This window comes from Mycobacterium sp., from assembly GCF_032159765.1.
GTDB lineage: Bacteria > Actinomycetota > Actinomycetes > Mycobacteriales > Mycobacteriaceae > Mycobacterium.
Genome location: NZ_JAVHWM010000152.1, coordinates 74,626 through 86,000 on the forward strand (window position 1 = coordinate 74,626; position 11,375 = coordinate 86,000).

The 11,375-nt window shown below is 64.0% G+C and carries 10 protein-coding genes; all 10 read left to right on the forward strand.

Features of this window, described 5'->3' with window-relative positions; all coding sequences use genetic code 11:
• The first annotated feature begins 37 nt into the window (after positions 1-37).
• The gene (locus QOH60_RS18615) at positions 38-475 is read left to right on the forward strand and encodes an SRPBCC family protein (protein ID WP_526423051.1); all 438 of its coding nucleotides are present in this window, start codon (positions 38-40) and stop codon (positions 473-475) included.
• Positions 472-2,121: a fatty-acid--CoA ligase FadD5 gene (gene fadD5 / locus QOH60_RS18620; RefSeq protein ID WP_526423053.1), complete on the forward strand. Its 1,650-nt coding sequence runs from the start codon at positions 472-474 to the stop codon at positions 2,119-2,121. The genes QOH60_RS18615 and fadD5 overlap by 4 nt, the downstream gene beginning before the upstream one ends.
• Before the next feature lie 211 nt (positions 2,122-2,332).
• Positions 2,333-3,127, forward strand: a complete 795-nt coding sequence (locus QOH60_RS18625) for an MlaE family ABC transporter permease (protein ID WP_526423055.1) — start codon at positions 2,333-2,335, stop codon at positions 3,125-3,127.
• Positions 3,124-3,993, forward strand: coding sequence for an MlaE family ABC transporter permease (locus QOH60_RS18630; protein ID WP_526423057.1), 870 nt, complete (start codon positions 3,124-3,126; stop codon positions 3,991-3,993). Before QOH60_RS18625 ends, QOH60_RS18630 begins: the two co-directional genes overlap by 4 nt.
• Positions 3,994-3,997: 4 nt before the next feature.
• Positions 3,998-5,212, forward strand: coding sequence for an MCE family protein (locus QOH60_RS18635; RefSeq protein ID WP_526423059.1), 1,215 nt, complete (start codon positions 3,998-4,000; stop codon positions 5,210-5,212).
• Positions 5,209-6,240 (forward strand): virulence factor Mce family protein, encoded by a 1,032-nt coding sequence (locus QOH60_RS18640; protein WP_526423061.1) that lies wholly within the window; start codon positions 5,209-5,211, stop codon positions 6,238-6,240. The genes QOH60_RS18635 and QOH60_RS18640 overlap by 4 nt, the downstream gene beginning before the upstream one ends.
• The gene (locus QOH60_RS18645) at positions 6,237-7,793 is read left to right on the forward strand and encodes a virulence factor Mce family protein (protein ID WP_526423063.1); all 1,557 of its coding nucleotides are present in this window, start codon (positions 6,237-6,239) and stop codon (positions 7,791-7,793) included. The genes QOH60_RS18640 and QOH60_RS18645 overlap by 4 nt, the downstream gene beginning before the upstream one ends.
• Before the next feature lie 3 nt (positions 7,794-7,796).
• Positions 7,797-9,524 carry a virulence factor Mce family protein gene (locus QOH60_RS18650; protein WP_526423065.1) on the forward strand — a complete coding sequence of 576 codons (1,728 nt, stop codon included), beginning with the start codon at positions 7,797-7,799 and terminating at the stop codon, positions 9,522-9,524.
• Complete coding sequence (locus QOH60_RS18655) at positions 9,524-10,687, forward strand: virulence factor Mce family protein (RefSeq protein ID WP_526423067.1); 1,164 nt, start codon at positions 9,524-9,526, stop codon at positions 10,685-10,687. Before QOH60_RS18650 ends, QOH60_RS18655 begins: the two co-directional genes overlap by 1 nt.
• A gap of 3 nt (positions 10,688-10,690) precedes the next feature.
• Positions 10,691-11,375: MCE family protein (locus tag QOH60_RS18660; RefSeq protein WP_526423069.1), on the forward strand; the 685-nt coding region annotated here is incomplete at its 3' end.

Genomic DNA, 11,375 nt, shown 5'->3' on the forward strand with positions numbered 1-11,375 from the left:
GACACTTCCTTTCTCATCGTTTTCGTATGCTCTGCCCATGCCGATCGTCAGCAAGACCGTAGAGGTCGCCGCGAGACCCGAGACGATCATGTCCATCGTCGCCGACTTCGAGGCGTATCCCCAATGGAACGACGAGGTGAGGGGCTGTTGGGTTCTGGCGCGCTACGACGACGGCAGGCCGAGTCAGGTGCGGGTGGACATTTCGGTGCAGGGCATGGACGGCACATATATCTGCGCGGTGTATTACCCGAGTGGAGCGGAGATCTACACAGTCCTGCAGCAGGGCGATCTGTTTTCCAAACAGCAGCAGAACTTTTCGGTGGTGGGAATGGGCGCGACGTCGCTGTTGACGGTGGACCTCGACGTCGAGACCAAGATGGCTGTCCCGAAGATGATGGTGAAAAAGGTCGTCAACAGCGCGCTTGACTACCTGGCCGACAACCTGAAGCGCCGCGCCGAGCAGCTCGGCGCATGACCTCGGGCCACGACATGAACACCGACCAGCCGTACCTCGCCCGGCGCCAGAACTGGGCGAACCAGTTGGCGCGGCACGCGATGATGCAGCCCGGCGGGGTGGCGCTGCGCCACTCGGGGCAGACCACAACGTGGACGCAGTTGCACCGCAGGGTCAGCGCACTGGCCGGCGCGCTGAGCCGCCGCGGAGTCGCCTTCGGCGACCGGGTGCTGATCCTGATGCTGAACCGTACGGAATTCGTCGAATCGTTTCTGGCCATCAACAAGCTCGGTGCCATCGCGGTGCCGGTCAATTTCCGGATGACCGCACCCGAGATCGCGTATCTGGTCGGCAACTGCGAGGCGAGGGTGGTGATCACCGAGTCGGTGCTCGCGCAGCTCGCGACAGCGGTGCGGGGGCTAGACCCGACGCTGAGCACGGTGATCGTGGCCGGCCCGGGCGCCGACACCGCTGGGTCTGACGAGGTGCTCGGATACGACGAGCTCGTTGCCGAGGACGCGACGGCAGCGCCCGTGGACATTCCCGACGATTCGCCGGCGCTGATCATGTACACCTCCGGCACCACCGGAAGGCCGAAGGGTGCGGTCCTCACTCACGCCAACCTCCATGGCCAGGCGACCACGTTGCTGTTCACCAGCGGTGCCGACATCAACCGCGACGTGGGATTCATCGGCGTTCCGCTGTTCCACATCGCCGGGATCGGCGGAATGATCGTCGGGCTGCTGCTCGGGCTGCCGACGGTCATCTATCCGCTGGGCGCGTTCGACCCCGGTGAGCTGCTGGACGTCGTGGAGGCGGAGAAGGTCACGGGGCTCTTCCTGGTCCCTGCCCAATGGCAGGCCGTCTGCGCGGCCCAGCAGAGCAAGCCGCGCGAACTCGGCTTGCGCGTGTTGACGTGGGGTGCCGCGCCTGCCTCGGATACGCTCCTGCGCCAGATGGCGAACACCTTTCCGGGGACCCAGATCCTGGCGGCATTCGGGCAGACCGAGATGTCGCCTGTCACATGTATGTTGTTGGGCGAGGACGCAATTCGCAAACTCGGCTCCGTCGGCAAGGTCATTCCCACGGTCGCCGCGCGGATCGTCGACGACGACATGAACGACGTCAGCGTGGGACAGGTCGGCGAGATCGTCTACCGTGCCCCGACGCTGATGGCCGGATATTGGAACAACCCGGAAGCCACCGCCGAGGCGTTCAGCGGGGGCTGGTTCCATTCGGGCGATCTAGTCAGGCAGGACGACGAGGGTTACATCTGGGTCGTCGACCGAAAGAAGGACATGATCATCTCCGGTGGGGAGAACATCTATTGCGCCGAGGTCGAAAACGTCCTGGCAGCGCATCCGGCAATCGTCGAGGTAGCCGTCATCGCCCGCCCGGATGACCGATGGGGCGAAGTTCCGGTTGCCGTCGCGGCCGTTGCTGGCGATGGTCTCGCCTTGGCCGATCTTCATTCGTTTCTCAACGAGCGGCTGGCCCGCTACAAGCACCCGAAAGGGCTGGAGATCGTCGATGCGCTGCCGCGCAACCCTGCTGGCAAAGTCCTCAAAACCGAGTTGAGGGCGCGGTTCGGGACACCTGGTTCGGTGCGCTCGGGCGAATCTGATTCTGCAGCAACGACTTCAGCAGTCGCGTCTGATGGTGGATAGGAGGTTACGTGTTTGCCAACCGAACAGGGTCCAATCACGCAGATGCGGTGTACGGCCGCGTGCCCTATCGGGTACAGTCCTGTGGTCCGACTTACTTACTTGGCAGTAATGAGACGGGCGTCACGTGGTCGGAGCTGGGAGTAGGAGGGGGCGTGCGACACCTTCTGCCGTTGCGCCGCGGTGATCGCGGCAACGACGCGCGGGCGGTCCGATGACGTCGTCGACCGGGTTCGCCGGCTACGTGCGGGATACCACCCGGCCAGCGTTGGAGGCCGTCGGCGGCTTCACGCGGATGTGCGTACTCACCGGCAAAGCGTTGCTGAGGCCCTTCCAGTGGCGCGAGTTCATCGTTCAGAGCTGGTTTTTGTTTCGGGTGTCCTTCTTACCCACGCTCGCGGTGTCGGCACCGCTGACCGTGCTGTTGATCTTCCTGCTCAATATTCTTCTTGCCGAGTTCGGTGCGTCGGATGTGTCCGGCGCCGGTGCGGCGATCGGCGCCGTCACCCAGCTCGGCCCGCTCGTCACCGTGCTGGTTGTCGCTGGCGCCGGCTCGACGGCCATCTGCGCCGACCTGGGGGCGCGCACCATCCGTGAGGAGATCGACGCGCTCGAGGTGCTCGGCATCGATCCGATCCACCGGCTCGTGGTGCCGCGCGTCGTCGCCTCGACGTTCGTTGCCCTGCTACTCAACGGCGCGGTGATCACCATCGGCCTGGTCGGCGGATTCCTCTTCGGCGTGGGTCTGCAGAACGTGTCCGCAGGCGCTTATCTGTCCACGCTCACACTGATCACCGGGCTACCCGAGGTGCTGATCTCGGTCGTCAAGGCCACTATCTTCGGCTTGATCGCCGGGCTGGTCGGCTGTTACCGCGGGCTGACGGTCTCGGGTGGCGCGAAGGGCGTGGGCACCGCGGTGAACGAGACGTTGGTGCTGTGTGTCATTGCCCTATTCGCGGTCAACGTGGTGCTCACCACGATCGGCGTCAAGTTTGGTACGGGGCGATGACGAGTTCCGCCGTCCTTCGCTCGCGCTTCCCGCGGGCATACGACCGCACGTCCAGAGTCGCCGGTTACCCCGGGCGGTTGATCGACGGCATCGGCCAGGTCGCATGGTTCGTCGTGGTCGCGGTGGGCCAGATCGGGCATGCGCTGCGTTATTACCGCAAGGAGACGCTGCGGCTGATCGCCGAGATCGGTATGGGCACAGGTGCGATGGCGGTGATCGGCGGCACGGCCGCGATCGTCGGCTTCGTCAGCCTGTCCGGGTCGTCGCTGGTCGCGATCCAGGGTTTTGCGTCGTTGGGCAATATCGGTGTCGAGGCGTTCACCGGGTTCTTCGCGGCCATGATCAACGTGCGGTCCGCCGCGCCGCTGGTGTCGGGTGTCGCGCTTGCCGCGGTCGTGGGCGCAGGCGCGACAGCTGAACTCGGCGCCATGCGGATCGCCGAGGAGATCGACGCGCTCGAGGTGATGGGCATCAAGTCGATCTCGTATCTCGTATCGACGCGGATCATGGCGGGCTTCGTGGTGATCATCCCGCTGTACGCGATGGCGATGATCTTGTCGTTCCTCTCCGGAGAGCTCACCACCACGCTGATCTACGGTCAGTCGACCGGCACCTACGACCACTACTTCCGGACGTTCCTGCGGCCGGAAGACGTGATGTGGTCGTTCGTCGATGCGATCATCATCTCGGTGATCGTGATGCTCAACCATTGCTATTACGGCTACTACGCAAGCGGAGGTCCGGTGGGCGTAGGAGAGGCGGTCGGCAAGGCCATGCGTGCGTCCCTCGTAGCGGTGGCAATGGTGGTCCTGCTCGTCGCGTTGGCGCTTTACGGCGTCGACCCGAACTTCAACCTGACGGTGTAACGCGATGTCCGCCCCGCTGAACAGCTCCCGCACCCCGCCTTACAAAGTGGCGGGCATAGTGCTGTCGCTTCTCTTCGTCGCCATTCTGGTTCTCGTGTACCTGCTGTTCCGCGGTTCGTTCCTCGAGACGACGAAGTTGACGATGAAGGCCGACCGGTCCGGCTTGTCGATGAACACGGGCGGCAAGGTGACCTACAACGGCGTCGAGATCGGTCGCGTCACCGCGATCAACGAGAAAACTGACGGAGACAAGCCCGAGGCCGAGCTGTCACTCGACGTGGAAAACAAGTACCTCAATCTGATCCCGTACAACGTGGATGGGGCGATCAAAGCCACGACGGTGTTCGGCAACAAGTATGTCGCGCTCACCTCGCCAGAACACCCTGACACTCAGCGGATCACCCCCCAGAAAACCATCCAAACCAAAGCGAAGGTGACCACCGAGTTCAACACGCTCTTCGAGACCGTGGTGCAGATCTCGGAGAAGGTGGACCCGGTCAAGCTCAACCAGACGCTGACCGCTACCGCGCAGGCGCTCGACGGGCTGGGCGAGCGGTTCGGCCGGTCGATCGTCCATGGCAACGAGATCCTCGACGACATCAACCCGAAGATGCCGCAGATCCGCGAAGACGTGCAGAAGCTGGCCCAGCTGGCCGATGTCTATGCCGACTCGTCAGAAGATCTGTGGCAGTTCCTCGACAACCTCGTCACCACCGCCCACACGCTCAACGACGAGCAGTCCAACATCGACGCCGCGCTGATGGCTGCGGTCGGGTTCGGAAACACCGGCGCCGACGTGTTCGAGCGCGGCGGCCCGTACCTGACCCGCGGCGCCGAGGACCTCGTCCCCACCTCACAGCTGCTGAACGAATACAGTCCCGAACTCCTCTGCACGATCCGCAACTTCCACGATGTCGCCCCGAGGATCGCCGATTCACTTGGCGGCAACGGGTATTCGCTGCGCACGCACTCCGAAGTCGTCGGCGCGAGCAACCCGTACGTGTACCCGGACAACCTGCCCCGTGTGAATGCGCGCGGGGGACCCGAGGGCAAACCGGGGTGCTGGCAGGAGGTCACGCGTGATCTGTGGCCCGCACCGTATTTGGTCATGGACACCGGTGCGTCGCTCGCGCCGTACAACCACTTCGAGCTCGGCCAGCCGCTGGCGATCGAGTATGTGTGGGGCCGCCAGATCGGGGAGAACACGATCAACCCATGAAAATCACCGGTACCGCTATCAAGCTGGGAGCCTTCTCGTTCGTGCTCCTGCTGTTCACCGCGATCATCATCGTGGTGTTCGGTCAGATTCGGTTCGACCGTACGACGGGATACTCGGCGATATTCAGTAATGCGAGCGGCCTGCGCTCCGGCCAGTTCGTTCGCGCGTCGGGCGTCGAGATCGGGAAGGTCTCCAAGGTCGCGGTCATCGACAACGGCCAGCGCGTCCGCGTGGACTTCGACGTGGAGAAGTCGCTGCCGCTCTACGATGGCACGACCGCGTCGATCCGCTACCTGAACTTGATCGGTGACCGCTACCTCGAACTAAAGAAGGGGCCGAGCAACAACCAGATCCCGGCAGGCGGCACGATCCCTCTCGAGCGCACACAGCCAGCGCTGGACCTCGACGCGCTCGTGGGCAGCTTCAAGCCGTTGTTCAAGGCGCTGGACCCGGCCAAGGTGAACAACATCGCGCAGGCGATCATCACCATCTTCCAGGGCCAGGGCGGCACGATCAGTTCGATCCTCAACCAGACAGCGGATTTCACCTCTGCCCTGGCCGAGCGCGACCAGGCGATCGGTGAGGTGATCAAGAACCTCAACACCGTGCTTGACACCACGGTTAAACACCAGCAGCAGCTCGACGACACGCTGGTCAACTTCGAGAAGCTGGTCACCGGACTGAAGAACCGCGCCGATCCGATCGCCGACTCGACCGCCGAGATCAGCAATGCCGCAGGCACGATCGCCGATATCCTGTCCGAGAACCGGCCGTTGCTGCACGACACTCTCGGGCACCTGGAGACCATTCAAGCGCCACTGATCGACCAGAAGGATCAGCTCAACGACATCCTGGTGAGGCTGCCAACGTCGTTGAAGATCATCGGACGCGCGGGCGGCGTCTACGGTGACTTCTTCAACTTCTACGCCTGTGACATCTCGGTGAAGCTGCCCGGCTTGCAGCCCGGCGGCCCGGTTCGTACTGTCCGGGTCACCACACAGCCCACGGGCAGGTGCACGCCGCAATGAGGACACTCGAGGGCAGCAACCGCGTTCGCAACGGGCTGATGGGCATTGTCGTCCTGATACTGGTTATCGGCGTGGGGCAGAGCTTCGCGGAGATACCAATGATTTTCGCGTCGCCCACCTACTACGCGCGGTTCAAGGACACGGCCGGCATTCATCCCGGCGACCACGTCCGGGTGGCAGGTGTAGATGTCGGCACGGTGCGCTCGACGGCGATCGAGGGCGACCACATCGTCGTCGGCCTGGAGATGCCGGGCATGCAGGTGGGCACCGACAGCCGCGTGTACATCCGCACCGACACGATCCTCGGCCGCAAGAACCTCGAGATCGAGCCGCGCGGCTCAAAACCGCTGAAGGCCAACGCTGTTCTCCCGTTGGGCCAGACCACCACGCCGTACCAGATCTACGACGCATTCTTCGACGTCACGAAGGCCGCTTCCGGGTGGAACATCGACGACGTCAAGAAATCGCTGAACACGCTGGCGGACACCATCGACCAGACGTACCCGAATTTGGACAGGGCGCTCAAAGGGGTCGAGAGGTTCTCCGACACGATCGGAAAGCGCGACGACCAGATCAACCAACTCCTGGCCAATGCCAACAAGATCGCCGGCGTGCTGGGCAACCGCGGCGAGCAGATCAATTCTCTGCTGGTGAATTCAAAGACCTTGCTGGCTGCGGTGAACGAGCGCGGGCAGGCGATTACTTATCTGCTGGAACGGGTGTCGGCGTTCTCCGAGCAGGTGAAGGGCTTCATCGACGAGAACCCGAATCTCAATCACGTGCTCGAGCAGTTGCGCACCATCAGTGACATCCTGCGCGACCGCAAACTGGACCTGGCCGACTCGCTGACCACGTTGAGCAAGTTCACCGCTTCGCTTGGCGAGGCCATCGCGTCCGGTCCGTACTTCAAGGTGATGCTGGTCAACCTGCTGCCCTACCAGATCCTCCAACCGTTCGTGGACGCCGCGTTCAAGAAGCGCGGCATCGACCCCGAGAACTTCTGGCGCGGCGCGGGCCTTCCGGCGTTCCGCTGGCCGGACCCCAATGGCGCCCGCTTCCCCAACGGCGCCCCACCGCCCTCCCCGGCCGTGTTGGAAGGAACACCGGAATTCCCCGGTCCAGCGGTCCCGGCGGGGACCCCGTGCAGCTACACCCCTGCCGCCGACACGATCCCCACCGCGGCCAACCCGCTGCCGTGCTCGCACCTCGACCAAAACGTGGGGCCGTACGGGCCCTACGCGGGCCCCAACACGGCGCCAGGCGTCGTGCCGTCGCAGCCCAACCCGAACGGTCCCTGGTACACGCCGGGTATCACGAGTGCCGGCGTGCCTGGCCAAACCCCGCCCGATCTCCAGGGCGTCCCGGTTCCGTTGCCGCCCGCGCCGCCGGGTGCGCGGACGGAACCCATCCAAGGCCCGTCGAATCCGTTCCCGCCGTACGGCGTCCCGCCTGCTGACCTTCCGGGGCCACCGCCACCACCGGGACCCGGTCCCCAGGTGCCCGACGCCCCGCCTCCAGGAATGCCTTTGCCCGCGGACGTTGGAGGACACTGACCCATGTCTCAGGTCTTCAACATCCGAAATCTCAAGCGCGGGAACATTTCCGGCGCTGCGGTGGTCGTGGCCATCCTCGTCGTCGTGGCCGCCATCGTCGCTGGATACTTCGGCTGGCAGGCCTACAAGAAGCTCACCACCAACAAGGTCGTCGCGTACTTCCCGGAGGTGCTGGCTCTCTACCCGGGCGACAAGGTGCAGATCATGGGCGTGGAGGTCGGCAAGATCGACTCCATTGAGCCCCAGGGCGACCAGATGAAGGTGACCTTCCACTACGACAACAGCTACAAAGTCCCAGCGGACGCCATCGCCTCCGTTCTCAACCCGAGCCTGGTCGCGTCGCGCACGATTCAGCTGTCCCCTCCGAAAAACGAGAACTGGGACTGGTCGAAGGGCAGCGGCGCGGTGATGAAGGACGGCGCGACGATCCCCTGCGATCCGGTCCCCGCTCCGGGCGCAGATGCGAGCGAAGGCGGTGTCGTCTGCACTTCCAATCGCATCCAGGTGCCGGTCGAGTGGGACCAGCTGCGCAACTCGATCTACCGCATCCTGAAGGGACTTGGGCCCCAGCTCGACGAAAAGGGCGACGTCAAAATCGGTCCTGACGGCAAGCCGGAGAACGGTCCATTCCCTCGCATCATCGATGCGGCCGCGAGCGGACTCGCAGGCAAGGGTGAGCAGATCAACAAGACGCTCAACAGCCTGTCCGAGGCGCTGACCACACTGAACAAGGGGCGCCCGGACTTCTTCGGCGTGGTGCGCAGCCTGGCGCTTTTCGTCAATGCGCTCTACAAGAGCGATCAGCAGTTCGTCTCGTTGAACGACAACCTTGCGAGCTTCACCCAGAAGTTCAACAACACCAGTTCCGAAGTCAGCAACGCGGTGCGCGACCTCAACCAGCTGCTCACCACCACCCGCCAGTTCTTGGACAAGAACGCCGACGTCCTCACCCACGACATCGACAACCTCTCCGACACGACGACCGCGATTCTGCAACCGGAGCCACGCGACGGTCTGGAGACCGGCCTGCACGTCTTCCCGAACCTCGCGGCGAACATCGTCAACATCTCGTCCCCGATCTCGGGCGGCATCGTCGGCCAGCCGGTTCTTGCCAACTTCGCGAACCCCATGCAGTTCATCTGCAGCGCGATCCAGGCCGGCAGCAGGCTCGGATATCAGGAGTCTGCCGAGTTGTGCGCGCAATACCTGGCTCCGGTGCTTGACGCGATCAAATTCAACTACCTGCCGTTCGGGGTGAACTCCGCGTACACCGCCGAGACACTGCCGAAGATGGTCGCCTACTCCGAGGACCGGCTGCGGCCGCCGCCGGGATACAAGGACACCACCGTGCCAGGTATCTGGTCGCGCGACACGTTGTGGTCGCACGGCAACCACGAGCAGGGCTGGGTGGTCGCGCCGGGTATGCAGGGCGTCGACGTTCAGCCGTTCACCGCGAACATGCTGACGCCTGAGTCGCTGGCCGAACTCATGGGCGGACCGGACATCGTCGCGCCTCCGGCGCCGCCGGCGTTCGGTGTTCCGCCTGGCGGTAACCTGCCGGGCCCGCCGGACGCGTACAGCGAGAACACTCCGTTGCCGCCACCGTGGTACCCGGGGGCACCCGCGCCGCCACCGCCCGCTCCGGGTGTGGTTCCGGGCCCGATGGTCGCTCCGGCGCCAGTGGCCGGCCCACCGCCGGCCGGTGGCTATCCAGCAGAGGGCGGGGGCTGATGAAACTGCTGCAGCTGAGGAAACGGCTACCAAAAGCGGGTATGCGCGGCGTCGCGCTGGCGGCCACCGCGTTGATGCTGAGTTCGTGCGGCGGGTGGCGCGGCATCGCGAACGTGCCGATCCCTTTCCAAAAAGGCACCACCGGCCCGCACAACACCATTTACGTCGAGATGCCCGACACGTTGGCCCTCAACGTCAACAGCCGGGTCCGGGTGGCCGACGTCGAGGTCGGCACGGTGACGGCAATCGACCTGGCGAAGGATTGGGTCGCGAGGCTCACGCTCGAGATCGACTCCAAAGTGAAGCTGCCGCAAAACGCCACCGCACGGATCGGTCAGACCAGCCTCCTCGGCTCACAGCATGTCGAGCTGGCGTCGCCGGACAAGCCGGTGGGCGAACTGCACAACGGCGACACCATTTCGTTGAAGAACTCGTCGGCGTTCCCCACCACTGAACGCGTGCTGGCCGCGATCTCCATGATCCTGCGGGGCGGCGGGATTTCGAACCTCGAGACGATCCAGAACGAGATCAACAACATCGTGACGGGCCGCGCAGGCGAGATTCGCGATTTCCTCGGCAAGCTGGACACGTTCACCGGCGAGCTGGCCAAGCAGAGCAACGACATCACCCATGCCATCGACTCGTCGAACCGCCTGCTCGCTGTCGTGGCTGCGCACAACGACACGCTCGATCGGTTGTTGGTCGAATTGCCACCGCTGGCAAAGCATTTCGCTGATACGCGCGATCTGTTCGTGGACGCGGTGCAGGCGGTGGGCCGGCTCGGTTCCGCAGCGGACAACGCGCTGTCGCCGGCGAACGAGAACCTGCACACGAACTTCCAACTGCTGCAACGGCCGCTGGGCGAACTCGCCAAGGCCTCTCCGTATCTGATCGGTGCGTTGAAGCTGATGCTGACCGCACCCTTCAATATCGAGAATGTTCCGAAAGTGGTCCGCGGCGACTACATCAACGTGTCGGTCCTTGCCGATCTCACCCTCAGTGCGATCGACAACGGGGAGTTGTCAGGTACCGGGCTGTCGGGCATGTTGCGTGCGCTCGAACAGTCGTGGGGCCGCGATCCCGCCACGATGATTCCTGACGTGCGGTTTACGCCGAACCCCCACGACGCGCCGAACGGGCCGTTGGTGGAACGGGGTGGGTGACGCATGACGCGGTTCATCAGGATTCAGCTCGCCATCTTCATGGTTCTCACGGTGGCTGCGCTGTTGATCTTAGGGTGGTACTACCTGCGATTGCCGCAGTTGGCCGGGGTCGGGCAGTACACGTTGTATGCGGATCTGCCGGCTTCGGGTGGGTTGTACAAGACGGCGAATGTGACCTACCGGGGTATTCAGATCGGCAAGGTCACCGCGGTGGAGCCGACCCCCAACGGCGCCAAGGCGACGATGAGCATCGACAAGCGGTACCACATTCCGTTGGATGCGATGGCCAATGTGCATTCGGTGTCGGCGATCGGTGAGCAGTATGTGGATCTGGTCGCCGGTGACGGCAGGCAGTATTTCGCCGACGGCGGGGTGATTAAGAAGGGCTCGGTGCCCGAAGAGGTCGGCCCGGCGCTGGATGCGGCCAACAAGGGGCTGACGGTATTGCCCAAGGAGAAGATCGACAAGCTGTTGACCGAGGCGTCGGCGGCCGTCGGCGGGCTGGGTCCGGCGCTGCAGCGGTTGGTGGATTCGACTTCCGCCATCGCCAGCGACTTTCGGGACAACCTGCCGCAGATCAACGACATCATCGCAAACTCGACGCCGATCCTGGATTCCCAGGCCAACTCCCGCAGCGCCATCGAACAGTGGTCGGCGAACCTGAATTCGATCGGCACCCAGGCCGCCG

Bases quoted from the DNA above. Each gene is read 5' to 3' on its own strand.
- QOH60_RS18615 (WP_526423051.1), top strand. From the start codon at position 38: ATGCCGATCGTCAGCAAGACCGTAGAGGTCGCCGCGAGACCCGAGACG.
- fadD5 (WP_526423053.1), top strand. From the start codon at position 472: ATGACCTCGGGCCACGACATGAACACCGACCAGCCGTACCTCGCCCGG.
- QOH60_RS18625 (WP_526423055.1), top strand. From the start codon at position 2,333: ATGACGTCGTCGACCGGGTTCGCCGGCTACGTGCGGGATACCACCCGG.
- QOH60_RS18630 (WP_526423057.1), top strand. From the start codon at position 3,124: ATGACGAGTTCCGCCGTCCTTCGCTCGCGCTTCCCGCGGGCATACGAC.
- QOH60_RS18635 (WP_526423059.1), top strand. From the start codon at position 3,998: ATGTCCGCCCCGCTGAACAGCTCCCGCACCCCGCCTTACAAAGTGGCG.
- QOH60_RS18640 (WP_526423061.1), top strand. From the start codon at position 5,209: ATGAAAATCACCGGTACCGCTATCAAGCTGGGAGCCTTCTCGTTCGTG.
- QOH60_RS18645 (WP_526423063.1), top strand. From the start codon at position 6,237: ATGAGGACACTCGAGGGCAGCAACCGCGTTCGCAACGGGCTGATGGGC.
- QOH60_RS18650 (WP_526423065.1), top strand. From the start codon at position 7,797: ATGTCTCAGGTCTTCAACATCCGAAATCTCAAGCGCGGGAACATTTCC.
- QOH60_RS18655 (WP_526423067.1), top strand. From the start codon at position 9,524: ATGAAACTGCTGCAGCTGAGGAAACGGCTACCAAAAGCGGGTATGCGC.